Consider the following 23,646-nt stretch of genomic DNA (forward strand, 5'->3'; position numbering starts at 1 on the left):
TTCGGTACTAAGCCACACATCCGTGTGCGGGTCTTGCCGACCCCGTGGCCATGACTGCTGATTGATGGAGGCGTTTATGCGACGCAAATCTTTGCTCGCCGGCGTTGCGGCCGCGGGTTTGCTCCTGTCCGCGTGCGGCGGCGGAAGCGCGGTGGACGAAGCCAACCCTGAGGAAGCGTCGGGGTCGGTAGGAGTCTTCACCTGGTGGGCGGACGGTTCCGAGAAGGTCGGGCTGGATGCGCTGGTGGAAATCTTCACCGAACAGTATCCGGAGCTGAAGTTCGACAACCTTGCCGTCGCCGGCGGCGCCGGCAGCCAGGCCAAGAGCGTGCTGGCGGCCAACCTGAAGTCGGGCAATCCGCCGGACTCGTTCCAGGCGCATGCCGGCGCCGAGCTGCAGGACTACATCGCCGCCGACCAGCTCGAGGACCTCACCTCCTTCTACGAGGACGCCCAGCTCAACGAGGCGTTCCCCCAGGACCTGCTGGACCGGCTGACCGTTGAGGGCAAGATCTACTCCGTCCCGTCGAATATCCACCGGGCCAACGTGGTGTGGGCCAACGTGGACGTGTTGAAGGACGCCGGCCTGGATCCGAACAGCCCGCCGGCCGATCTCGACGCCTGGTTCGCGGACATGGACAAGATCAAGGAGGCGGGGAAGACCCCGCTGGCCGTGGCCGGCACCTGGACCCAGGTCCAGCTGTTCGAGAACATCCTGCTCGCCACCCTTGGCGCCGAGGGTTACAACGGGCTCTGGGACGGCACCACCGACTGGTCCGGCCCCGACGTGACCGAAGCCATCGAGAACTACAAGAAGACCCTCGGCTACACCAACTCCGACCGTGACACCCTCAGCGACTGGGGTCCTGCCACCCAGCTGGTGGAGGACGGCGCCGCCGCCTACAACGTGATGGGCGACTGGGCCGAAGCCAAGTTCGCGCAGGACGGCAAGAAGCCCGGTGAGGACTACGTCTACTTCCCCACCCCGGGCACCGACGGCATCTTCGACTTCCTGGCCGATTCGTTCACACTGCCCAAGGGTGCTCCCAACCCGGCCGGTTCCGAGGCCTGGCTGACCACCATCTCCAGCGTTGAGGGCCAGCAGGCATTCAACGCGGCGAAGGGCTCCATCCCGGCCCGCACCGACGTGCCGTCCGACGAGTTCGGCGAATACCAGCAGAGCGCCATCGAGGACTTCTCGTCCGACACCATCGTGTCCTCGCTGGCCCACGGCGCCGCCGTGCCGGTGGCCTGGCTGAACGAGCTGAGCACCGCCGTCAGCAAGTTCGGCGGCCCGCAGGACGTGGCTGCCCTGCAGGAATCCTTGGCATCCATCGCCGAGAAGTTCGGGCAGTAAGCCAGGACGCCCCGGAAGGGCGGGCGCGGCACCACCACCGCGCCCGCCCTTCCATGTCACACCGGCGTGTACGGCGGCACTAGGAGAAGTCCATGTTCAAGAAAGTGAAGACCTGGGGACCGGGGCTGGCCCTGATCGCCCCTACCCTCATCCTGCTGGCGGTCTTCGTCTACGCGTTGATCGCGGAAAACGTCCGCATCTCGATGACCAACCAGCACACGGCCCGGCCGTCGTCGGAATTTGTCGGCCTGGAGAACTACCTCCGGCTGTTCGGGGACGCAGATTTCCAGCACGCACTGCGCAACCTGCTCCTGCTGACGGTGGTGTTCCTGGCCGGCACGCTGGTCTTCGGCTTCCTCTGGGCCTGGATCCTGGAGCGGCCCGGGGCCGGCGAGGGGCTGTTCCGCTCGGTCTACCTCTTCCCGATGGCGGTGTCCTTCATCGCCTCGGGCGTGGTCTGGCGCTGGCTGCTCTCAAGCCTGCAGACCAGCGAGCCCGGCGGTGAGCGCGCCACAGGTTTGAACCGGCTGCTGGACAGCACGGGGCTCGGCTTCCTGCAGAACAGCTGGTGGTCCGATCCCAACTGGGGCATTGCCGCCATCGCCGTGCCGGCCATCTGGCAGCTCTCCGGCTACGTGATGGCCCTGTTCCTGGCCGGATTCCGCGGCATCCCGGAAGAACTGCGCGAGGCGGCGCGGATCGACGGCTGCAGCGAGTGGAAGCTCTACCGTCACGTGATCTTTCCGCAGCTGAGCCCGGTGATGCTCTCGGCTGTCATCATCATCGGCCACATGTCCTTGAAGCTGTTCGACCTGATCCGGGCGATCGTTCCCGACGCCAATACCTACGACATCCAGGTCCCGGCCACCATGATGTGGGTCAAGTACATCGGCAGCGACTACGCCGACTCGGCCGCCATCGGCACCATCATGCTGGTGCTGGTCGCGCTGGTGGTCGTCCCGTACCTCGTCTACACATCGCGGCAGGAGAAGCGCTGATGGCCACCGCAACTGTCCCGCCGCCCGTCGAGGTTTCCCGGCCCCGGCCGGCGGCTCCCCGCACCGGCCGGCAGAGGATGAACCGGACGCTCAAGTACTCCATCCTGCTGCTGTTCGTGTTTGTGGTGCTGATTCCGGCCTACGTCCTGTTCATTACCAGTTTCAAGGGCCCGTCCGACGCCGATCCCTCCACCGCGTGGCTCTTCCCGACGACGTGGGAAACCGCGGGATGGGCCAAGGCCTGGGACACCCTGGGCCCGGCGTTGGGCCGCACCTTCGCCATGGTCATCCCCGCCTCGATCATCTCGGCCCTGCTCGGATCGATGAACGGGTTCGTGCTATCCCGCTGGCGCTTTCCCTACGCCAACGTGGTTTTCACCCTCATCCTGTTCGGCATGTTCATCCCGTACCAGGCCGTGATGATCCCGCTGACCCAGCTGATGCAGGGTCTCGGAGTGCCCAACGGCATCCCCTCGCTGCTGGTGCTGCACATCGTTTACGGCCTGCCGATCTGCACCCTGATCTTCCGCAACTACTACGAATCCGTGCCGGCCGAGCTGATCGAAGCGGCGCGCATGGACGGAGCCGGGCTGCTGCGCACCTACGCCTCGGTGATCCTGCCGGTCTCCGCCCCGGGCTTCGTGGTGGTGCTCATCTGGCAGTTCACCTCCGCCTGGAATGACTACCTGTTCGCGGCGTTCTTCTCCTCCGGCTCCAACGGCCCGGTCACCATCGCGCTGAGCTTCTTGGCCGGCGGACAGCTGACCGACTACGCCGCGTCGATGGCTGGCGCGCTGATCGCCTCGCTGCCCACCCTGCTGGTCTACATCATCCTGGGCAAGTACTTCGTCGGCGGCCTGATGAGCGGTTCGGTCAAGGGCTGAGCGGCTCCCCCAACAACACCTGGCGCCTGCCTCCTTAGGGGAAGCAGGCGCCAGGTGTTGTTGTGATCGGGCCTAGATGTTGTGGCTGCCGCCCTCGCCGCGGCGGGTGTCGTCGGCAGCCCGGGCGCCGTCGTTGCGCGCGTCATCGACATGCCGGCCGCCGTCGTCGCCGTACCCCGCGGCCGCGTCTACACCGCGGTCGGGGTCGGCGTCGCCGCGGTGGGCGCCGCCGTCGTGCTTGCGGTCTTTCCGGGAGTCCCGGTCCTTGGTGTTGACGTCCGGGTCCAGGTCATCGGCGCGGCGCAGCTTCTCGTCGCTCTCCTGCTGGATGCCTTGGGCGTCCGCCTGCCGCCGCTCGGCAGCCTGGCGCAGACGGTCGGCTTCAATCTTGGCACGCTCGGCTTCGACGTCCGCCCGCTGGGCCTCGGCCTGCGCCTGGGTGGCGTCCGCCTGGCGCTCCCGCGCCTCGACTGAGGACACCTGCGCTCCCTGCCGCAACTCCGCTGCCTCCCTGCGGTTCTCTTCCTGCTTCTCGAACTTCCGCTTGGTGTTCCGCTTCTGCGCAAAGAAGACAATGACTCCGATGATGATCAGGAGTACAACTATCGCGATGATGATTCCGACGATCATGCCTGTATCCATGGTGCGGGCTCCTCCTCGTTGTGGCGAAATTACTGAGCCTGCTTACTTTGTACCATCGATAGGTCCACATCGGTAGGGCAGGGACACGCGCGGCAGGACGGGACAAAGGGCAATCGGTGCCCATGGACGTCCCGGCCGCCGGCCGCCAAGATGGAGCCATGGGACAACCGCCCCGGATCGTCACCCCGCCCTGCGCCCGGCCCGGCGCCCCGGATCCGCGCGCAGCCACCGGCCGGAAACTGCGCTGGGGCGTGGTCGCCACCGGGACCATCGCCACCCGGGTTACCGAGGACATCGCCCGGCTGGAGGATGCCGTGCTGCAAGCGGTCAGTTCCCGCCACCAGGCCAACGCGGTGGCCTTCCAACGGCGTTTCGGCTTCGCCACTGCCTATTTCGACGGCGATGCCGGCAAGGGCTACGACCAGCTTTTCGCCGACCCGGACGTGGACGTGGTCTACGTGGCCACTCCGCACGGCCAGCATTTCGAGATCGCGGGACGGGCGCTGCAGGCCGGCAAGCATGTGCTGTGCGAAAAGTCCCTGACCATCAACGCCCGGGAAGCCCTGGAGCTGACGGAACTGGCGGCCGCGCGGGGACTGTTCCTGATGGAGGCGGTCTGGACGCGCTTCTTGCCGATCATCAACCGCGTCTGGGACATCCTCGCGTCCGGCGAACTCGGCGAGGTCCGCTGGGTGCAGGCCGACCTTGGATTCCCGGCGGTCTACGACCCGGCTGCCCGGTTGTGGAATCCGGCAGCAGGCGGCGGAGCGCTGCTGGATCTGGCGGTCTATCCGCTGACCTGGGCGCTGGGCACCCTGGGCTTCCCGCAGACGGTGGCCGCCTCCGGGCAGGTCAACGACGACGGCGTCGACGCCCAGAACGCCATGACGCTCAGCTACGGTTCGGGTGCCCAGGCGCAGCTGGCGTGTTCGTTGCAGGCCGCCTCGCCGCGCACGGCCACCGTCGCCTGCACTGGCGGGTGGCTCCGCAGCAACGCGCCGCTGCATAACCCCACCGAGCTGGCGGTCCAACCTCATTTGGGCCAGCCGCGGGTGGAAACCTTCCCGAGCGTCGGCCGCGGCTACGTTTTCGAGCTACGCGAAGTCACCCGCTGCGTCCAGTCCGGCCTGCTGCAGAGCCCCACCATGCCCTGGGCGGACACCGTGGACACCATGCGGCTCTTCGACGGGGTCCGCGCCCAGCTGGGGGTCAGCTATGCCAATGACCGTGCGGTGCCGGTGACGGACTGAGCCGAAGAGCAGCGGGCCGACGCGGCGGCAGCGGACCGGCCCGGACAGCACGACGGCGGACGGCGCACCTTCCCGCGGGAGGTGCGCCGTCCGCCGTCGCAACGGGGTGGCTGCTGCCGGACGGGCGCCCGGCGCCGCCTACTTCTTGCCGGTCAGCGTGGCCACGATGCTGTTCAGCGTGGCCGACGGGCGCATGACCTCGGCGGCCTTGGCGGCGTCCGGCCGGTAGTAGCCGTCCAGGTCCACCGGGGATCCCTGCACGGCGTTGAGCTCGCCGACGATGGCCCCTTCGTTCTGGGCCAGCTCGGAGGCAATGCCGGAGAAGGCCGCGGCCAGCTCGGCGTCGGCGGTCTGGTTGGCCAGTTCCTGCGCCCAGTAGAGGGCAAGGTAGAAGTGGCTGCCGCGGTTGTCCAGCTCGCCGGCCTTGCGCTTGGGCGACTTGTTTTCCAGCAGGAACGTGCCCGTGGCGGCGTCCAGCGTGTCGGCCAGGATCTGCGCTCGGGCGTTGCCCGTGGAGGTGGCCAGGTGCTCGAAGGACACGGCCAGGGCCAGGAACTCGCCGAGCGAATCCCAGCGCAGGTGGTTCTCGGCCAGCAGCTGCTGGACGTGCTTCGGAGCGGATCCGCCGGCACCGGTCTCGAACAGGCCGCCGCCGTTGATCAGCGGGACGATCGAGAGCATCTTGGCGCTCGTGCCGAGCTCCAGGATCGGGAACAGGTCCGTGAGGTAGTCGCGCAGCACGTTGCCGGTCACCGAGATGGTGTCCTCGCCCTTGCGGAGACGCTCCAGGGTGAAGGCGGTGGCCTTCTCCGGGGCCATGATCTCGATCTGCAGGCCGTCGGTGTCGTGGTCCTTGAGGTACTCGTTCACCTTGGCGATCAGGTTGGCGTCGTGGGCGCGGGTTTCGTCCAGCCAGAACACGGCAGGAGTCTGGCTGGCGCGGGCGCGCGTCACGGCCAGTTTCACCCAGTCGCGGATCGGCAGGTCCTTGGTCTGGCAGGCGCGCCAGATATCGTTCGGGAACACCTGGTGCTCGATGAGCACGGTGCCGGCCCCGTCGACTACCTGCACGGTGCCGGCGGTCTGGATCTCGAACGTCTTGTCGTGGCTGCCGTATTCCTCCGCCGCCTGGGCCATCAGGCCGACGTTGGGGACGGTGCCCATGGTGGTCGGATCGTAGGCACCGTTGGCGCGGCAGTCGTCGATAACCACCTGGTAGATCCCGGCGTAGGAGCTGTCCGGCAGCACTGCCAGCGTGTCGGCTTCCTGGCCGTCCGGCCCCCACATGTGGCCGGAGGTGCGGATCATGGCCGGCATCGAGGCGTCCACGATCACGTCCGAGGGAACGTGGAGGTTGGTGATGCCCTTGTCGGAGTCCACCATGGCGATGGCCGGGCCCTCGTCCAGGCCCTTGTCGATCAGTTCCTGGACGCCCTTGCGGTCCTCGGCGTCCAGCGCCGCCAGCCCGTTCAGGATGGCGGCCAAGCCGTTGTTCGGGCTCAGGCCGGCAGCGGCAAGCTTGTCGCCGTAGGCTGCGAACAGCTCGGAGAAGTAGGCCTTGACCACGTGGCCGAAGATGATCGGGTCGGAGACCTTCATCATGGTGGCCTTCAGGTGCGCCGAGAAGAGCACGCCTTCTTCCTTGGCGCGGGCCACCTGGGCGGCCAGGAATTCGTCCAGCGCGGCGGCGCGCATGACCGTGCCGTCGATGACCTCGCCGGCCAGCACCGGGAAGGCGTCCTTCAGGACCGTGACGGTACCGTCCTCGGCCACCAGCTGGATCTTGATCTTGTCGTCGGCCGGCATGACCACCGACTTCTCGTTGGAGCGGAAGTCATCGGCGCCCATGGTGGCCACGTTCGTCTTGGAGTCGGCGGTCCAGGCGCCCATGCTGTGCGGGTTCTGGCGCGCGTAGTTCTTCACCGACAGGGGCGCGCGGCGGTCCGAGTTGCCCTCGCGCAGCACCGGGTTGACCGCCGAGCCCTTGATCTTGTCATAGCGGGCGCGGATGTCCTTCTCCTCGTCGGAGGACGGATCGTCCGGGTAGTCGGGCAGCGCGTAGCCGTGGCCCTGCAGCTCCTTGATGGCAGCCTTCAGCTGCGGCACGGAGGCGCTGATGTTCGGCAGCTTGATGATATTGGCTTCCGGCTGCTTGGCCAGTTCGCCCAGTTCGGCCAGGGCGTCGCCGATCCGCTGCTCGGGGGTGAGGTAGTCGCCGAAGACGGCGATGATACGGCCGGCGAGCGAGATGTCGCGGGTCTCCACTTCCACACCAGCCGTGGAGGCGTAGGCCTCAACGATCGGCAAGAACGAATAGGTGGCCAGCATCGGCGCTTCGTCGGTGTGGGTATAGATAATCTTGGCCATGGGTGAGGCGTCTCCCTGCAAAAGTGGGTCTCTTTGGTTACTCAACTCCTCCAATTTACCCGAGGAGGGCGGCCGGGCGCCGGTTGGAGACGCGCACACCGCAGACCGCGAGGCCGTCGGGAAGCCGTCGTGCCGCAGAAGCCACACGTGTCCGGACCGGTCCCGCGCCCGGCACGACGGCGGTGCACCGCCTCCCGGGGGGCGCGAGGCCTGGCGCCCGGCACGACGGCGGCGCACCGCCTCCCGAGGGGCGCGACGCCTGGCGGCCGGTGCCGGGCACGCCGGTTCCCTTGAACCTGCGCCCCCGGCACCCTGCCGGCAAGGATTTTCGCCCGTTGACGAGGCCCCGCTGCCCAGCGGGGGGACCGGTCAGTGGAAGAAGTGGCGTGCCCCGGTGAAGTACATGGTGATGCCGGCGGCGTCGGCCGCTGCCACCACTTCTTCGTCCCGGACCGAACCGCCGGGCTGCACTACGGCACGGATGCCGGCATCGAGGAGGATCTGCAAGCCGTCGGCGAACGGGAAGAACGCGTCCGATGCCGCCACGGCACCGCGGGCGCGCTCGGACGCCCCGGAGCCCTGCACATTGGCCGCTCCCCCGGCAGTGTCGGCCCCGCCGTCGACCGCCACGCCGAGCGTATTGGCCCGCTCGACGGCCAGGCGGCAGGAATCCAGCCGGTTGACCTGGCCCATGCCGATGCCCACCGCGGCGCGGTTGGCCGCGACCAGGATGGCGTTGGACTTCGCTGCCCGGACAGCGCGCCAGGCGAAGGCCAGATCCGCCAAGGTCGCCTCGTCGGCGGCCTCGCCGGCGGCCAGCGTCCAGTTGGCAGGGTCGTCGCCGTCGGCGTCGATCCGGTCGGAGGCCTGCAGCAGCATGCCGCCGGAGACCTGCTTGTACTCGACCGTGTCCCGGGCAAAGCCGTCCGGCAGGACCAGCAGCCGGATGTTCTTCTTCTTCGACAGGATCTCGACGGCCTCCGGCTCGAAGCCCGGGGCGACAACCACCTCGGTGAAGATGTCCTTGACCGTATTGGCCATGCCGGCGGTCACCGTTCGGTTTGCGGCGATGACGCCGCCGAATGCGGACACGGGGTCGGTCGCGTGGGCCTTCGCATGCGCATCCGCAATGGGATCGGCGGCGCCCGGGGACGCGACGGCGATGCCGCAGGGGTTGGCGTGCTTGACCACCGCGACGGCCGGCTCGGCGAAGTCGAAGGCCGCGCGCACGGCGGCGTCGGCGTCGACGTAGTTGTTGAAGCTCATGGCCTTGCCGTGCAACTGTTCGGCCTGCGCGATGCCCGGCTCGGCGCCGGTCTCCGCATACAGCGCGGCGGCCTGGTGCGGGTTCTCGCCGTAGCGCAGCGACTCCGAGCGCTCCAGTGCCAGGCCGGCGTACGGCGGGAACGCCGGCGCCGCCTCGACGGCCTCGGCGTCGTCGCCGAACTGCTCGGCGGTCCACTTGGCCACGGCGGTGTCATAAGCGGCGGTGTGGGCGAAGGCCAACGACGCCAGCCGGCGGCGGGTCTTCAGGTCGAATCCGCCGGAACTCGCCGCCTTCACCACGTCCGCGTACGCGGCGGGATCCACCACGACCGCCACGGACGGATGATTCTTCGCCGCGGCCCGCACCATCGAAGGGCCGCCGATGTCGATCTGCTCCACGACCTCGTCCTGGCTGGCGCCGGAACGCACCGTTTGCACGAACGGGTAGAGGTTGACCACCACGAGGTCGAAGGGCTCGATCTCGAGGTCGGTGAGCTGCCGGACGTGGTCATCGAGGCGGCGGTCGGCCAGGATGCCGGCGTGAATGCGCGGGTGCAGCGTCTTGACCCGGCCGTCCAGGCACTCGGGGAAACCGGTGATCTCGGAAACCTCGGTGACCGGGATGCCTGCAGCGGCGATCTTCTTGGCCGTCGAACCGGTGGAAACGATGCCGACCCCGGCGCTGTGCAGGCCTTCCGCCAGCTCCTCCAGCCCGGTCTTGTCGTACACCGAGATCAACGCGCGGCGGATGGGAACACGGTCAAGCTGCTTCAGGCTCACACAAATCTCCAAGGAAGGATGGCTTCGGGGATGCTCCAAGTCTAGCGTCGGGCTTCTGCCGGGCACCGAGTGTGAAGCGGATCCGCGGTGTGGGTAACCTCATGGGGACACGCAAAGGAGAACAGCACAACATGTCGGCACCGATGACTGAGGACGCGGCACTGCGGATCGGTCGCTTTTCGCTCGTGGTCTGGCTGCTGGGTCTCCTGGTTCTGTGCGGCGCGCTCGGCTTCGCCGTTCCCCGGCTGCTGCCTCACCTTTTCACCGCCGCGGCCGCCACGGGCGCCGACCCCGGTCCGGCGGACGGACCGGCGGCAGGGAACGCAGCGGATCCCGCGCCCGGCGCCGGGGAAACGACCGGCATGGCGTCGGCGGCGGCCGGGGAGGGAACCGTGGCCGAAGCCGGCGGCCCCGGCAGCTATGCAGGATCCGGCAACGCGGTCCTTGGCTACCAGCGGCCGGCCGGTTACGACGGTCCGTTCGAGATCGTCATCGACAGCGGCGTGGATGCCAGCGTAGCCGTGGACGACCCGGAGAACCCCGACTGGCCGGTCCACTTCCTCTACAACTCCGGCGACCGGGACGAACCCTCGGCCGGTCTCCTGGCCACCGCGCGGGAAGAATTTTCACTGCATGTCGAGGCGGACGGCGACTGGCGCCTGGAGGTCCGCCCGGTCGCTTACGCCGTGCCGGAAGACGGTAGGGTCGCCGGCTCCGGCCCTGCCCTGGTGCGCTACGAGGGCGATGAGGTACTGGCCGAATTCACCTACACCGGTGACGCCAACATCGCCGTCTACACCTGGCAGGAATCGCGTCGAAACCTGGTGGTCAACAAGATCGGCAGCAGCACCACACGGTTCTCCTGGCAGCCGTACCCGGTGACGTATTTCCTGGTGGACACCAGCGAGGGCAGCTGGAGCCTGGACATCGGGCGCTGAGAACTGCGCCTAACCCGCGGCCAAAGCGCCCAGTCCCTGCAACTGTGCCTAAAGTAGAGCCAGATCCCGATTCTGTTCCTTAAGGGGAGAGACCCATGTCTTTTGCTGAAACGCTTGACCAAGCGTTCAAGGCCCGCATCCCCGTGCTGTATGTCGAAAGCCATGAAGAAGCACGCGTGCACGCCGAAGTGCTCAAGTGCGCCGCCGCGCTGCGCACCCCGCGCCCCGTCTGGACGTGGAACGCCAGCAGCGGGCTCCTCTCCCCCAGCGACGGCCAGCAGTCCAACACCACGGCCCCGGCGCGTGCCCTGGACCGGGTGCTCGGCGCGCACGATCCGGGCGTCTTCATCTTCTTCGACCTGCACGCCTACTTCGGCACCGACCAGCGCCCGGCGGACCCCGAGGTGGTCCGGAAGGTCCGCGAGGTCTCTGCCGCCTTCCGACAGGGCACCACCGGTCGGGTGCTGATCATCGTCGCCCCGGTGCTGCGCATTCCGCCCGAACTGGAGAAGGCCGTCACGTTGGTCGACTTTCCGCTGCCCAGTCATGACGAAATCAAGGCCATGCTGGCGCACATGATCAGCCAGAATTCCGACGGCGGACGGATCAAGGTCAGCCTGGGTGAAGCCGACCAGGAGAACATGGTGCAGGCGGCCCTGGGCCTGACCATGGCCGAAGCCGAGAACGCCTTCGCGCGGGCGATGGTCGACGACGGCGAGCTGACCGCGCACGACGTGCACGTGGTGCTGGACGAGAAGCGCCAGACCATCCGCAAGTCCGGGCTGCTGGACTACGTGGACGTGAACATCAGCCTGGACGAGGTCGGCGGGCTGAACAACCTCAAGCGGTGGCTGGCCAAGCGAAAGGGATCCTGGCTGGATGCCGCTGCCGACTTCGGCCTGCCCGCGCCCAAGGGCGTGCTGATCACCGGCGTGCCCGGCTGCGGCAAGTCCCTGACGGCCAAGGCGATGGCGTCGGCCTGGGGGCTGCCGTTGCTGCGGATGGACATCGGCCGGGTCTTTTCCGGCCTGGTCGGCTCCAGCGAACAGAACATGCGCAACGCCATCGCCACCGCCGAAGCCATCTCGCCGGCGATCCTGTGGATCGATGAGATCGAAAAGGGTTTCTCCGGCACCAGCGGCGAGGGGGATTCCGGAACCTCCGCCCGCGTCTTCGCCTCGTTCCTGACCTGGATGCAGGAAAAGCGCCATCCGGTTTTCGTGGTCGCCACCGCCAACAACATCGACCGGCTGCCCCCGGAGTTCATGCGCAAGGGCAGGTTCGACGAAATTTTCTTCGTCGATCTGCCCAGCGACGCCGAACGCCGGGTGATTTGGCAGATCCAGATGGCCGGCAAGGGCACCGCCGCCAACCAGCTGCACGCCGTCGCCAACGATCCGGCCGCCGTCGGGCTCCTCGCCGATGCCTCGGAAAACTATTCCGGTGCGGAAATCGAACAGGCGGTCGTCGCCGCGCTTTTCGATGCCTATGCCGAAGACCGCCCGGTCCGCCTGGACGACCTGCAGCGGGCCGTCGCCAACATGATTCCGTTGGCCATCACGCAGGCCGAGGAAGTGGGCGCCATCCGGCAGTGGGCTGCCTTGCGTGCCGTCGGTGCCACCGGCAGCGAGGATCTGGACGCGGACATTCGACAGCCGATCGACCCGGCGCCACCTGCCGGTGGCCTGCCCGCCGCAGCCGCCGGGCAGCCGGTACGCGGCGGCCGCACCGTGGACTTTTAGACAACACCCGACCCCTCGGAGGAAGAGCGATGGACCAGCAACAACTGATCGTCACGGTCAGACCCGACGGCGCGGTATCGGCCGAGACCCGCAACATCTTCGGCGCCGAGTGCCTGGACTACATCACGGTTTTGGAGGATCTGCTGGAGGCCGAGAGTGTATCCAGCTCCTACACCGAGGACTACCACCGCACCGCCGTCACGACCAGCGACTACGTCCGCAATGAGTCCGCAGACCGATAGCCCCGGCGTGCCCGGGCAGCCGCGCGTCCCGGTCCCGGAGCCCCGCATCAACAACGGCTGCGCCCCGGCGCCGTCCGACGCCGGCGTCATCCGGCACGCGCGGTTCCTCCCGGCCACCGAGGCCGAGGGACCGGGCCGGCGGGCCGCGCTCTGGCTGCAAGGCTGCTCCATCCGGTGTCCCGGCTGCTTCAACCCCCACCTGTGGGCCGCCCACGGAGCAGAGCTCGTCCCGACCCGGCAATTCGCCGCCGATCTCGTCGACCAGGCGGTGGCGGCGGGCGCCGAAGGCCTGACCCTGCTGGGCGGCGAACCCTTTGAACAGGCGGCGGCCAGCGCCGTCGTCGCGCGCGCCTTCCAGGCCGCCGGCCTGTCCGTGATGACGTTCACCGGCTACCTGCACCGTGACCTGCGGCGCTGGGCCGCGGACCGCGAAGACATTGCCGGGCTGCTCGCTGCCACCGACCTGCTCGCGGACGGACCGTACCTGAGGGACCGGCCGGAACTGCACCGGCCCTGGATCGGTTCCACCAACCAGGGCCTGACCGCGCTGACCGGCCGCTACCGTAACCTGCTGAAGGACATTCAGGCACAGCCCGACCGAATCGAGATCCGGGTCGCGGCCGACGGCACCGTCGGCCTGAACGGCTGGGCCACCGACGACCAATTGGACGCTCTGCTGACGGATCTGGGCGCCCGGGCCGACCGCCCGACCGCCCGCCGCCACCCGCTCGCCCCCGCCACCATGCCCCGCCCGGTTCCGGCCGGCGCCGAACCAGGAGAAACCCCATGAGTGTTTCCGTTCTGCTGATCCCCGCGGCCATCGCCGCCGTCGCCACGGTCAATGCCGCCCTCGAGGGCAGGGCCAAGAGCCGCACCGCGGACACGGTGCCGGAGATTGCTGCCGTGCCCCAAATCCAGGTGCAAACCCGGATGCGGGACCTGAACCTGCTGCAGGCTGCCCTGGAAGATACGCAGGCGAAGGTTTCCCGTGTCACCGAGGCCTCCCTCGAGGCGGACTGGGCAGACGTGGCGGCGGTCTTCGAACGCGACGCCGACGGCATTTGGCAGGTCCACTTCAGCGGTGAAGACGTCGACCGGCGGCGCGCGGCCGAGATCGTCCAGGCGATCGACGCCGCGTACGCGCGCCAAGTCCAGCAGGCGGTGCTGCAGAAGCTGCGGGAACGCGCGCACACCGCCGGCCTGGAGCTCGCATCCGAGAGGGTCGAGGAAGACCAGAGCGTCACCATGGTCCTGAATGTCCGCCGCTGACTCTCCCGCCGCCCTCGCAGGCCGGACCGGAACACCGCCCATTCCCTGGCTCGGTGTCGCCAGCCTGTGGCTGCTGCTGCCGCTGCTCGGCCTCGGGGTCTTGGGCTGGGCCGGCTTCGTGATCATCGGCCTGCTGGCGCGCCGCGCCGCCTGGCTGTCCGCCGGCGGCCTCTACCTGGTGGCACTGCTGGTTTCGCTGTTCATGAACGAAGAGGCCGGCCCGACGGCCCGGCTCCTGCTCTGGGCCATCAGCTCACTGCATGCGCTGGGCATCAATCAGGCCTGGCTGCGCAACCGCTGGACCCAGGCGTCCCGCTCCTCCGGCAGCACGTGGAGTGCCCTCGTCCGCCGGACTCCAGCGGGCACCGGAATGGACAGCACGACCGCGATGCCCACCGCCGCGGCCATGTTCCGCCGTCGTCCCCGTCCCGCCTCGCCGCTCGCAGGGACTGCTCCGGCCCCCGCGGGGGCCGCGGCCGATCTCCTCAACGACCCCGGGCTCGACGCGGCAAGCTACTACGCCCAATCCGGCAGACCGGGAGCAGGCGCGTCTTCTGCGCTGCCGGCCGAGCCCGTGGACGTGAACTCGGCACCGGCGGCGGCCCTGCAGAAGCTGCCAGGGATCAGCAGGCACAAGGCGCGCAAGGCCGTGCGGTTGCGCCAGGAGCGTGGGCCCTTCCGCACCGTGGCGGACTTCGCCGCCGCTTTGGATGTACGGAATCCAGAGCTCGCACGGTTGAACCGGTTGGTGGTCTGCAAGCTTCCGCCGGCCAAACCGGTGCCGTTTGGAAGGTCGGTGGATCACTGATGTCTTCGGCCCAACCGAGCCTGATGTGGAATCTGCGCCAGAGCCTCTGGCTGCTGGTCCCCTTGGGAACCTTCGGGTTCCTGGGCGGAGCTGCCTTGCTGGTGGTCGGTTCGCGGGCGGGGCGGCCGCTGTGGTGGATCCTCGGTCTGGTCCACCTCACCCTCACGGCCGTGGCCATAGCCCTGGTCGACGGCACCGGCGTGCAGGAAGAAATCGCCACGTGGCTGCTCCTGGCATGCTGGCTGGCCGGCAGCAGCTTCGCTCTGGCCATCAATCCCGAATACCTGCGCTTCAAGTGGGACCGGGACCGCGGCGCGGCCCGTCCTTCCCGCACCACGGGGTCAACAACACGGGCGCGCTCCGGCAGCCAGCTGAACTCCCGCGGTCGGTCGCGCAACCGGTCCGGCTCGGGCAGCCCCAGGTCCGCGCACGGTAGCCGTGCCGGTTCCCGCAACGGCGCCCCGGCACCCGGAGCCGGCACTGGCGGGGAACCCCGGGCGGCCCGGCCGGACGCGCCAAGTTTGGCCGGACCACTTGGCCGGCAGGCTGCAGCTCCGGCGGCTGCCTCACGGGCGACGGCCGATGCCGCATTCGAACCGGTGGATGTTAATGCGGCCACCGCCCGCGAACTCGAAACCCTGCCCGGATTCTCGCGTCCGCTTGCCAAAAAGGCCGTCCAGGTCAGGGAAAAGCGCGGCGGGTTCACCTCTGAACAGGACTTCGCCGCCGCCCTGGACCTGCCACCGCACATCTTCCAGCGGCTGCGCGGCCGCATCGCCTGCCGGCGCCTGCCGCAGGCACCGCCGTCGTTCGGACGCGTAGTGGATTACTGAAGCGGTACCCGGGCAGGCCCGGGTACCGCCTGGCACGTCCGACACGGACCAAGGCGCCAGTGCTCGGGCAACCTCCGGGACCCCGGCAGCATTTGGCGCTCCGTTAGTCAGCACTCTGCGCGCTCGGGGCCGAAACCGCGGACTGCGCCGAGACCGGCGAGGGCGCGCTCTGGGCCGAGACCGGGCTGGCGGGTGACTGCGCCGAGACCGGCGAGGGCGCGCTCTGGGCCGAGACCGGGCTGGCCGGGCTCTGGGCCGTAGCGGCGGAGGCCGCTGTCTTCACATCCTGCCGGTCCAGATTCACGGCAGCCGGGGACACGCTGCTGCTCACGACAGGGGCAACAGCCGGTGCATCTGGCGCCTGGACGATGCCCGGGCCCAGATCCTGGCTTCCGAACCCGGAGTCCGCGACGGCGGCACCGGCACCGATTGCCATGATGCCGAGGGTTCCGGTTGCGATCCACAAAGTGCGCTTGTTCATGTTGATGCCTTTCATCCTGCGGTGAGGTGCTGATGAATCAACAATGCACGCCGACCGTGAGACGTTCAGGAGAACTCCATGAGAACGTTCTCATCTGCCGCCCGCGACTAAAGTATCCATAGCTACTCCCTGGAAGGCCACGAATGACGCAGACCGCTCACCTGCCCACCGGCGACCAAATCGTGCAGGAACTCCCCTGGCGCTGGCGGGTGCAGGGCAAGATCTTCCTGCTTGGCGGCCTCGGCTTCATGTTCGACGCGTGGGACGTCACGCTCAACGGCGTCCTGATCCCGCTGCTGTCTGACCACTGGGACCTCGTTCCGGCGCAGGCCGCGTGGATCGGCACCGCGAACCTCATCGGCATGGCCCTGGGCGCCTTCATCTGGGGATCGATTGCCGACATCATCGGCCGCAAGACGGCGTTCACTGCCACGCTGCTGGTCTTCTCGCTCTTCACGGTCCTCGGAGCCTTCGCCCCGGACCTCGTCTGGTTCTGCGTTTTCCGGTTCATTGCGGGCTTCGGACTTGGCGGCTGTGTCCCCGTGGACTATGCGCTGGTCGGCGAATTCACGCCGCGGCGGCTTCGCGGGCGGGTCCTCACTGCCATGGACGGATGGTGGCCGGTCGGGGCCGCGCTCTGCGGCGTCGTCTCGGCCCTCATCATGGCCACCGTGGCCGATTGGCGCTTCACCATGCTGATCATGGTGCTGCCGGCGCTGCTTGTCTTCTGGGTCCGCCGGTCGGTGCCCGAATCCCCGCTCTATCTGGTCAGCCGGGGCCGCACGGCGGAGGCCGAGCAGGTTATCAACAGCATGATCGAGCGAACCGGCGCAACAGTTCGCGAATGGCGGCTGCCTGAACCGAGCGAGGCGCCGCGCCTGTCGGCCGTCAACGTGCTGGAGCAGTTCCGCGCGGTCTGGAAATTCAACTGGAAAATTACGACGGCGGCGTGGGCTTTGTTCTTCAGCATCCTGCTGGTCTACTACCTTGCCCTGACCTGGATGCCGATCATCCTCATCGACGCCGGGTTCGCCGCAGGGCGGGCCTTCCTGACCACGGCGGGCATGGCCGCCGTGGGCTTGGTGGGCGTCATCATCGCCGCCTACTTCGTCGAGAAGACTGGGCGCAAGTGGATCCTCGCCATCACCGGGCCGTTGTCCGCACTGACGCTGGTCGTCGTCGCGCTTCTAATTGATGTCCCCCCGGCGGTGGTGGCTCTGCTGCTGGCCTACGGCATGATCGTGCAGATTGCCATTCCCGTGCTGTACACCTACGTCTCCGAGCTTTACCCTACGGAGCTGCGCGGGTCGGGCTTCGGCTGGGCATCGACGTTCTCCCGCGTCGGCGCGGGCTTCGGCCCACTCATCTTCGCCTCGGTCATGTGGCCCTACCTCGGGCTGGCCTGGTCCTTCGCCATCGCCGGAGTCCTGGTGCTGCTCGCCGTGTTGTGGATGGCGCGCTTCTCTCCCGAGACCAAGGGCGCCGAACTTCTCTAGTGCAAAGCCCCCGCCCCGCCCCGCAGACGGCAGTGCGCCCTTCCGCCATCAGGCGGAAGGGCGCACGTGGCTAGGAGCCGACCGGGGTTTACTCCGGGATGTCGGCGTCCGGCGTCTCTTCGACCGACACCATCGACCACGCGCCGTCGGCATAGTTGGCAGTCACCGTCAGAGTGGTGCCGTCCGAATCCCATTCCTTGGTCTCGACGGTCTGGCCGTCCTTGTCCAGGGTGGTGCTGGCATCCTCCATGAACGGAACCACTGCGCTCAGGTTGCCTTCGTCGTCCTTGGCCTTATCCAACGCCACAACGTTCAGCGCCTTCGGCTGGCCGCCGGCAATCCAGCCGCCGTCCGCGTAAACAGCCTCGAGGGCGTCAGCCTCTTCCATGCAGCCTGTGCAATCCGCGGCGACTGCACGCATCAGATCTGCGTCACCGGTCTGGACCGCGTAATTCTTGGCGTCAAAGTAGTAGTACGTGAAGGAGGCCAGGCCTTCGGCCGTATCCTCGGCCATCCGGTCGTTCTTCTCCGGAGTCCGCACATTCTGCGCCGGCGCTTCGGTGGTAGCTGCTACCGGTTTGTTGCTGTCGGCTGGCTTGTCGGCACCGGCCTCGCTGCCACAGCCGACAAGCGCAATCGCCGCCACGGCCATCACGGCGCCGGACATCATCAACTTCTTCATGCTCTCCCCTGGAGTAACGGTATGCGAGGGCCGACTGCCGCTCGTCTCGGTGGCGTCAGCACCGTCACATACCCTATCCGCGGGTAGGCCGGATATTATGAAAAAAGTGCTTCAAGTGCTGCATATCACAACACGCAATTGGCTCCGCGCTAACAGCCCGCCCCCTCGGGATTCTCAAGGCAATTATCTGCGTAGTTATTGACCACTGAACGCCAGACGCTGATCGCTGCAGAAGGAGCCGTAAAGGAGCCAGTAGCGGAAATTGGGATGGCTGGACCGCTGTTCACGCTGTACGTGCCCCGAAAAGTTGTCGTCAAAGAAACCCGAAAATCGCCGGTCTCACGGTAAGTATGGCTAGTAGGCGTCTCACCGCCCCACTGCTCCTTGGGCAAGGGGCCCCCTGGATTTGAAGTTGGTCCGAGACGAGCTCCGTCACCATAGCCCCAGGTGAACTCAACCGGCACTGCATGAATAGCTACATCTTGCCCCAACAAGACGATGCGATGAGTCTGCTCGCTCGCAGTGGCATAAACATTAGTGTGGGCACCAACCAAGGTATGAGGACTCGGTTGGATGGTTATCCTTCCAGCATCCACTGGGAGAGTGCGAAATTGCTCAACTATCCTGCTGGCAATTTGTTCGAGAACGTCGTCCGGATTAGAGGAATAGATGCATCCAAACTCTGGCAAATTTGTCCATCCGAGCGAAGGAGCAGCAAGGCTCCGCCACGACCATACGACCGCCGTCCCGTCTTCACCATCTTCGCAAGAGGGCACACCTGGTAAGCATCCTCTATCGATGTCATCGCCTTCATGGCACGCCAGCTCAAACCGAAAATCCTTCGAGGGTTCACCAGCTGCGGGGTAAATGGCCCACAGTTCCGTTCCGGGCAACTTTTGATAGACGCCTATGGCAATCCCTTCGTCATCGAATCGCCCTGTGCCTGGAAGGTCGGAAGCCGTTGCAGACGTTGCACTTAGAAGGGAAAGTAATATCGACAGTGGTCCGAGAATCCAAACGCGAAGCATCATGAGTTCAGTTCCGAACTTATTGAGCTGGCTCGATAACGCCGACATCAACCGCAGTCCATGCACCCTCTTCAAAGACGGCCATGAACAAATCAATCGAGCCGCTTGACGCCTGCTCGCTTTCGTGGAGCTGGCCTGAAGAGTAATAAGATAAGCGATCGTAATCGACTTGCACCGGCAACTGATAGACGGCGTTTTGATCGACCGCGATTTCATCTCCGAAACCAGTCGCCTGCACTGCACCTCCAACGAGCCACCTACCATCGGCATGCCAGTTTTCGATCACTTTCATGGCTTTCTGACACCGGGAGCAATCGCTCGATGTAATACGTCGAATTTCTTCGGTATCACCCGACTCGTAGGCATAGCTCAGCAAGTCGTACCAATAGCGGGCGAACGCCTTCAGCCCTTCTTTGGTCCCCTCCTGAGCGGCTTCCGGCAGTTCCGGCACCGGGACATTTTCCGCGGGGCCTTCCTCGGTTGCAGATTTGTAGGTCGGCACGGCTGAAGGGGTCGGGACCGGCGGCGGGGTCTCACTGGCTGGAGTCGATGCAGCGGGTTGGGACGGAGCGGAGGGCTCGGCCCCGGCAGAGCCGGTGCAGCCCGATAGGGCGAGGGCAGCCGCTGCGAGGAGCGGGGCAAGGACTCGGGCGGCGCGCGTTCCTGCTGAGAGTGGTAGCTGCTGGCTCACTCAGACCCCCCGGTGCTGGTCGGCTAGACGCTAGGTGCGTGCCAGTCTAGCCAGACGCCTCAGCGGATGCGGAGGTTTTCCACAGGTTTGGTCTGCGTCACGTGGAAACGTCAGCCATCCCTTGACAACGCTCTCCCTATCCTCGGTGTTGGCAAGGAAACCGCGCCCGAGAACCCCGATGAGACACCGACGTCGTTGTTGAGCCGAGGCTAGGCGAAGTTGGCGAGGGTTTGCACCAGAAGTTGGCGTTCCTCAACCTTGATCCGTTCGTGGAGAGATTGTTCAGTGTCGTCGTCGAGCACCGGCACCGCGGCCTGGGCGAGAATGGGTCCCGTATCGACCCCGGAATCGACCAGATGCACTGTCACGCCGGTGATCTTGACCCCGTGGGCAAGGGCATCGCGCACGCCGTGGGCGCCGGGGAACGAGGGCAACAGCGCCGGATGGGTATTGAGCAGCCGCCCCTCGAAGCGGGCAACAAATACGGCGTCGAGGATGCGCATGAACCCTGCCAGCAGCACCACGTCCGGTTGGAAGGCGGCGGTAGCTTCTTCCAACGCCCGGTTCCATTCCGGCCGGGCGGCGAAGTCTCCGGGAGCCACGCTGAACGTCTCAATGCCCGCAGCGGCGGCACGTTCCAGGCCGCGGCAGCCGGGCACGTCGCTGCCCACGGCCACGATCTCGGCGTTCAGGCGGCCGTCGCCGATAGCGTCGATGACGGCCTGAAGATTGGTGCCGGAGCCGGAAACGAGGACCACAATGCGCATGGAAGCAACTTTATGCGTCCCTCTCGCCTAGGCTTAAACCCATGTTGCAGAACACGCGCCCGGCGCCGACCGAGGAACAGACCAAGTCGGCGGGGCTTTTCATCCGTGTGCTGCTGCTGCTACTGGCTTCCACGTTCCTGGCGACGGCGCTCCCGCTCCCCTGGAAGGCCGTGGCTCCCGCGCTTGCCGTGGCCAGCATCGTGGTGGCCGTGATCGGACTCGTCAAAGCGGTGCGCGCCGGCCTGCCGGGATCGCTCCGGCTTACCTATGTGCTGGGTGTCGGTGCTGGCGGCTTCTTCCTGCTGACCACGCTGGCGCAAGTGCTTTTCTGGCCGCTGACGGCCGAGTTCGAGGCCTGCAACCAGATGGCCGTTACGCAGTCAGCCCGCGAAGAATGTCTGGCCGCCTATGAAGACGAGCTGCTGAACCTGAACGACCTGCTGAGGCCGTAGGTTACTTCCGGCTGCGGGACTTGGCCGGCTCGCGCTCCAGCCAAGGGGCCACCGCATAGCCCAGCATCGTGCCGACGGCGACTTCGCCCGCCACCCAGAGGGCGGTCGAGATCGGATCGGGTCCGATCTCCGTCAACCGTCCGATCCCCAGCGAACCGTTGGACAGCCACACCAACCCGGCGGTCGCGGCCCCGGCGACAGCACCGACGAACAGGCCCAGGACCACGGTGGAGCCGGATGCGGTGAACCAGCGGGCTTGGATCTTGATGGAGAGCCACTCGTCGAAATGGTTCTCGCCCTCGCGCAGGAACCACCATCCGGCCAGCACCCCCGCAAGCACGGGCAAGGCCAGGGCCGCGAGGCCATAGGACAGCTCCCCCGTCGGCAGCGCCCCCAGCACCGGGAACGCGGGCATCGGGCCCACCGTGGTGGCCAGCGGACCGATTGAACTGCCCGAGCCGATAGCAAAGCCGGCCCCCGAGGACCATGCCAGCGTCCACACCACGAGGTTCGGGACCAGCCCAAGCTGCGCCACCGTGAGCACTGCGCCGCCGATAATGCCCGCGCCGAGCTGTTCGTAAATCTCCACGATTTCGGCCCAGTGCAGGCCGAGATCCACGGCGAGCAGCAAGGCCGAGAGTGACACCGCGGCCGTCACCGCCAGCAGCCCCGCGCGGACCGCCGCCCAGACGTAAGATCCCGCCCAGCGTGAGTGCTGGCTGGTGCGGGCGACCCAAGCCGCGGCATCCACGCCGATCAAGCGCCCCCACGATCCAGCCTCCCGGTACGCGCCGACGATCAGCCCGGCACCGGCGGGCAGCAGCGGGATGAGCGCGCCGGCCACAGTGGAAATATCCACTTCGTCGGTGCGCACCATGTAGGCGGTTGCGGCCCCCGCCGCCGCGTACGTTCCCAGCGCGCCGCCCAGCGCCTGCCACAGTTGGTCGGTGTACGAGGCCCTCGCCAGGCGCCGTCCGGCGCGCCAGGAGAGGAAGAACGGAACGAGCATGAGTCCCAGCGGCACCAGAGATAACGTGCCGCGCAGGGTTTCCGCCGAACTGGAGCCGGTCTGGATGGCCAGTTCCAGCGGGACGCCGTGGATCAGCAGCCATGCCTGGCCTCCGAGCCGCGCCAGCGAATCGAAGCTGCGGTCGTCGAAGCCGTCCGCGAACCACACACCTACCAGCGGCAGCAGCACCAGGATGGCCGAGAGCAGGGCGCACTGAAAGAACTCGAAGACACCCTGCAGCCACAGGGGCATCGGCAGTCCGGCCTGGCCTTCCGGTCGCGACGTGAGTTTCATTGCTTCTATCGTGCCAGCCCGGCTGCCCCTGTCCGTTCAGCGACTCGGTGCCGTGGCAATTGGCACACGGCGCGCTCGAGCGGACCCTGCCGACGCAGCGGGTGCCGGGCTGGGCTTGGCAGCGGGTTCGAGTCGCTGCAGTTTCCCGCGCTTGTTGCTGGAGCACCAGCTCACGAGACGCTAGTGTGGGGCACCCCGAAGCAGAGGAGAGCCCCGTGGGCAAGGTGGTCATGTACAGCTCGGTGTCGGTGGATGGCTTCGTCGCGGACGAGGATGACCAGCCCGGACCGCTGTTCGACTGGTTGTCCAACGGTGACGTCCCGTTGGACGAGAGTGGCGAGTTAAAGGTGTCGCAGACGACCTACGACTACACCCGGCCGTACTGGGACCAGATCGGGGTGACGCTGGTCGGCCGCCACGTCTTCGACCTGACGGACGGCTGGGACGGGAAGCCTCCGAGCGGGGTCGACCACGTGGTCGTCGTGACGCACCGGCCGGAGCCCGAGGGCTGGGACCCCGAGGCGCCGTTTCACTTCGTCGACGGTGTCGAGGCAGCCATGGTCAAGGCGCAAGAGCTTGCAGGAAACCGCGTCGTCGAGGTCGCCGCCGGTGACGTCGGTGGCCAGATGCTTGCCGCGGGCCTGGTCGACGAGGTTCGCATGGACGTCGTACCCGTCGTGTTCGGGTCCGGCAAGCGCTACTTCGGGTCGGTCCACGCACAGCACCTGCTGGAGGATCCCGACGTAGTGATTCAGGGCAACCGGGTGCTTCACGTGCGCTATCAAGTGCGCCGCTGATGGGCCTCAACGCCTCACACCCCGCAGCCACGCTCCCACCGGCGCGCCGCTCTCCCCCACCGCAACTCGGAACGGCCCGCTTTGTCCGGGAAACTCATACTGCTTCGAGAGTCGGGCTCAACAATGGAATGGGCGGCCGGATGACATTGACATCAATCCGGCCGCCCCGCAGGCGGATATTTGCTCAACGAAAATTCAACGCAGGAAACCAAATTCCGCGGACTCTTTCCGTGGCTCCGCCAGTCTGCAAGAACCGTGTTTCAACGATTCTTTCGGCATCGGCATTCCGTACGCCTCTAGACCGCAGCACCGCAAGGGCTGTCGATTTGAGGGACGGTGTTGGTTACCGGTGTGTTAGCGCTTGCGCCGCTTGGGAACGGTTTCGTTCTCCAGGACCGCCTTTTCGCGCTTTTCGGCACGCTTTTCTTTGATGCTTCTGCCTTGTTTCTTGGCACTCTCGCGTGACGGCGTTTTACCTGACATTCGTGCTCCTCTTTCTCAAGCGGGATGTCTTGCTAAAGACCATACCCGCTTTGGGAAATAAAGCCAGCCCCCTATTCCTGCTCCCCGGAA

At 66.9% G+C, this 23,646-nt stretch carries 23 protein-coding genes; 14 read left to right on the forward strand and 9 right to left on the reverse strand.

Annotated features, from left to right (window positions below):
- Positions 1 to 76: 76 nt before the first annotated feature.
- The 3 genes from AC5RVV_RS11490 (at position 77) to AC5RVV_RS11500 (ending at position 3,239) form a co-directional block, all read left to right on the forward strand.
- Positions 77 to 1,357, forward strand: coding sequence for an ABC transporter substrate-binding protein (locus AC5RVV_RS11490; RefSeq protein WP_494001518.1), 1,281 nt, complete (start codon positions 77 to 79; stop codon positions 1,355 to 1,357).
- Between the two features lie 92 nt (positions 1,358 to 1,449).
- Entirely contained in the window at positions 1,450 to 2,355 is a 906-nt protein-coding gene (locus AC5RVV_RS11495) for a carbohydrate ABC transporter permease (protein WP_494001519.1), read from the forward strand.
- Positions 2,355 to 3,239 (forward strand): carbohydrate ABC transporter permease, encoded by an 885-nt coding sequence (locus AC5RVV_RS11500; protein WP_494001520.1) that lies wholly within the window; start codon positions 2,355 to 2,357, stop codon positions 3,237 to 3,239. Before AC5RVV_RS11495 ends, AC5RVV_RS11500 begins: the two co-directional genes overlap by 1 nt.
- A gap of 72 nt (positions 3,240 to 3,311) precedes the next feature.
- Here AC5RVV_RS11500 and AC5RVV_RS11505 read toward each other — a convergent pair whose 3' ends face one another.
- Positions 3,312 to 3,881: a hypothetical protein gene (locus AC5RVV_RS11505; RefSeq protein WP_494001521.1), complete on the reverse strand. Its 570-nt coding sequence runs from the start codon at positions 3,879 to 3,881 to the stop codon at positions 3,312 to 3,314.
- A 158-nt stretch (positions 3,882 to 4,039) separates the two neighbouring features.
- Between AC5RVV_RS11505 and AC5RVV_RS11510 the strand changes: the two genes are divergently transcribed.
- Complete coding sequence (locus AC5RVV_RS11510) at positions 4,040 to 5,131, forward strand: Gfo/Idh/MocA family protein (RefSeq protein ID WP_494001522.1); 1,092 nt, start codon at positions 4,040 to 4,042, stop codon at positions 5,129 to 5,131.
- A gap of 138 nt (positions 5,132 to 5,269) precedes the next feature.
- On the opposite strand, the gene AC5RVV_RS11515 is transcribed toward AC5RVV_RS11510, so the two are convergent.
- Together AC5RVV_RS11515 and purH are read right to left on the reverse strand one after the other, a co-directional pair.
- The gene (locus AC5RVV_RS11515; RefSeq protein ID WP_494001523.1) at positions 5,270 to 7,498 is read right to left on the reverse strand and encodes an NADP-dependent isocitrate dehydrogenase; all 2,229 of its coding nucleotides are present in this window, start codon (positions 7,496 to 7,498) and stop codon (positions 5,270 to 5,272) included.
- Positions 7,499 to 7,867: 369 nt separating this feature from the next.
- Positions 7,868 to 9,544, reverse strand: a complete 1,677-nt coding sequence (gene purH / locus AC5RVV_RS11520; protein ID WP_494001524.1) for a bifunctional phosphoribosylaminoimidazolecarboxamide formyltransferase/IMP cyclohydrolase — start codon at positions 9,542 to 9,544, stop codon at positions 7,868 to 7,870.
- Between the two features lie 131 nt (positions 9,545 to 9,675).
- Here purH and AC5RVV_RS11525 point away from each other — a divergent pair, with 131 nt between their 5' ends.
- From AC5RVV_RS11525 to AC5RVV_RS11555, 7 genes are all read left to right on the forward strand, one after another.
- Positions 9,676 to 10,482, forward strand: a complete 807-nt coding sequence (locus AC5RVV_RS11525; protein WP_494001525.1) for a hypothetical protein — start codon at positions 9,676 to 9,678, stop codon at positions 10,480 to 10,482.
- Positions 10,483 to 10,577: 95 nt separating this feature from the next.
- Entirely contained in the window at positions 10,578 to 12,224 is a 1,647-nt protein-coding gene (locus AC5RVV_RS11530; RefSeq protein ID WP_494001526.1) for an AAA family ATPase, read from the forward strand.
- Between the two features lie 29 nt (positions 12,225 to 12,253).
- Positions 12,254 to 12,466: a DUF2997 domain-containing protein gene (locus AC5RVV_RS11535; RefSeq protein ID WP_494001527.1), complete on the forward strand. Its 213-nt coding sequence runs from the start codon at positions 12,254 to 12,256 to the stop codon at positions 12,464 to 12,466.
- A complete protein-coding gene (locus AC5RVV_RS11540) occupies positions 12,447 to 13,256 on the forward strand; it encodes a 4Fe-4S single cluster domain-containing protein (protein ID WP_494001528.1) in 810 nt (269 codons plus the stop codon). The genes AC5RVV_RS11535 and AC5RVV_RS11540 overlap by 20 nt, the downstream gene beginning before the upstream one ends.
- Positions 13,253 to 13,735 carry a hypothetical protein gene (locus tag AC5RVV_RS11545; protein ID WP_494001529.1) on the forward strand — a complete coding sequence of 161 codons (483 nt, stop codon included), beginning with the start codon at positions 13,253 to 13,255 and terminating at the stop codon, positions 13,733 to 13,735. The genes AC5RVV_RS11540 and AC5RVV_RS11545 overlap by 4 nt, the downstream gene beginning before the upstream one ends.
- Positions 13,722 to 14,543 (forward strand): ComEA family DNA-binding protein, encoded by an 822-nt coding sequence (locus tag AC5RVV_RS11550; RefSeq protein WP_494001530.1) that lies wholly within the window; start codon positions 13,722 to 13,724, stop codon positions 14,541 to 14,543. Before AC5RVV_RS11545 ends, AC5RVV_RS11550 begins: the two co-directional genes overlap by 14 nt.
- Entirely contained in the window at positions 14,543 to 15,376 is an 834-nt protein-coding gene (locus AC5RVV_RS11555) for a ComEA family DNA-binding protein (RefSeq protein WP_494001531.1), read from the forward strand. Before AC5RVV_RS11550 ends, AC5RVV_RS11555 begins: the two co-directional genes overlap by 1 nt.
- Positions 15,377 to 15,479: 103 nt before the next feature.
- Here the strand turns inward: AC5RVV_RS11555 and AC5RVV_RS11560 are convergent, their stop codons facing one another.
- The gene (locus tag AC5RVV_RS11560; RefSeq protein ID WP_494001532.1) at positions 15,480 to 15,857 is read right to left on the reverse strand and encodes a hypothetical protein; all 378 of its coding nucleotides are present in this window, start codon (positions 15,855 to 15,857) and stop codon (positions 15,480 to 15,482) included.
- A 143-nt stretch (positions 15,858 to 16,000) separates the two neighbouring features.
- On the opposite strand from AC5RVV_RS11560, the gene AC5RVV_RS11565 reads away from it, so the two are divergent.
- The gene (locus AC5RVV_RS11565; RefSeq protein WP_494001533.1) at positions 16,001 to 17,353 is read left to right on the forward strand and encodes an MFS transporter; all 1,353 of its coding nucleotides are present in this window, start codon (positions 16,001 to 16,003) and stop codon (positions 17,351 to 17,353) included.
- Positions 17,354 to 17,441: 88 nt separating this feature from the next.
- Here the strand turns inward: AC5RVV_RS11565 and AC5RVV_RS11570 are convergent, their stop codons facing one another.
- The 3 genes from AC5RVV_RS11570 to purN all read right to left on the reverse strand — a co-directional run bounded on the left by AC5RVV_RS11570 (position 17,442) and on the right by purN (position 20,521).
- Entirely contained in the window at positions 17,442 to 18,035 is a 594-nt protein-coding gene (locus tag AC5RVV_RS11570) for a DUF6318 family protein (RefSeq protein WP_494001534.1), read from the reverse strand.
- Positions 18,036 to 19,082: 1,047 nt separating this feature from the next.
- Positions 19,083 to 19,565 (reverse strand): DUF6318 family protein, encoded by a 483-nt coding sequence (locus tag AC5RVV_RS11575; protein WP_494001535.1) that lies wholly within the window; start codon positions 19,563 to 19,565, stop codon positions 19,083 to 19,085.
- Between the two features lie 398 nt (positions 19,566 to 19,963).
- Positions 19,964 to 20,521 carry a phosphoribosylglycinamide formyltransferase gene (gene purN, locus AC5RVV_RS11580; RefSeq protein WP_494001536.1) on the reverse strand — a complete coding sequence of 186 codons (558 nt, stop codon included), beginning with the start codon at positions 20,519 to 20,521 and terminating at the stop codon, positions 19,964 to 19,966.
- Positions 20,522 to 20,562: 41 nt separating this feature from the next.
- Between purN and AC5RVV_RS11585 the strand changes: the two genes are divergently transcribed.
- Positions 20,563 to 20,973, forward strand: a complete 411-nt coding sequence (locus AC5RVV_RS11585; protein ID WP_494001537.1) for a hypothetical protein — start codon at positions 20,563 to 20,565, stop codon at positions 20,971 to 20,973.
- Between the two features lies 1 nt (position 20,974).
- On the opposite strand, the gene AC5RVV_RS11590 is transcribed toward AC5RVV_RS11585, so the two are convergent.
- Positions 20,975 to 22,276: a cell division protein PerM gene (locus tag AC5RVV_RS11590; RefSeq protein WP_494001538.1), complete on the reverse strand. Its 1,302-nt coding sequence runs from the start codon at positions 22,274 to 22,276 to the stop codon at positions 20,975 to 20,977.
- Between the two features lie 215 nt (positions 22,277 to 22,491).
- Here AC5RVV_RS11590 and AC5RVV_RS11595 point away from each other — a divergent pair, with 215 nt between their 5' ends.
- Positions 22,492 to 23,073: a dihydrofolate reductase family protein gene (locus tag AC5RVV_RS11595; RefSeq protein WP_494001539.1), complete on the forward strand. Its 582-nt coding sequence runs from the start codon at positions 22,492 to 22,494 to the stop codon at positions 23,071 to 23,073.
- A gap of 354 nt (positions 23,074 to 23,427) precedes the next feature.
- On the opposite strand, the gene AC5RVV_RS11600 is transcribed toward AC5RVV_RS11595, so the two are convergent.
- Positions 23,428 to 23,556: a hypothetical protein gene (locus AC5RVV_RS11600; protein WP_493978854.1), complete on the reverse strand. Its 129-nt coding sequence runs from the start codon at positions 23,554 to 23,556 to the stop codon at positions 23,428 to 23,430.
- Between the last annotated feature and the right edge of the window lie 90 nt (positions 23,557 to 23,646).

It is taken from the genome of Arthrobacter sp. MDT2-34-1 (genome assembly GCF_059091365.1).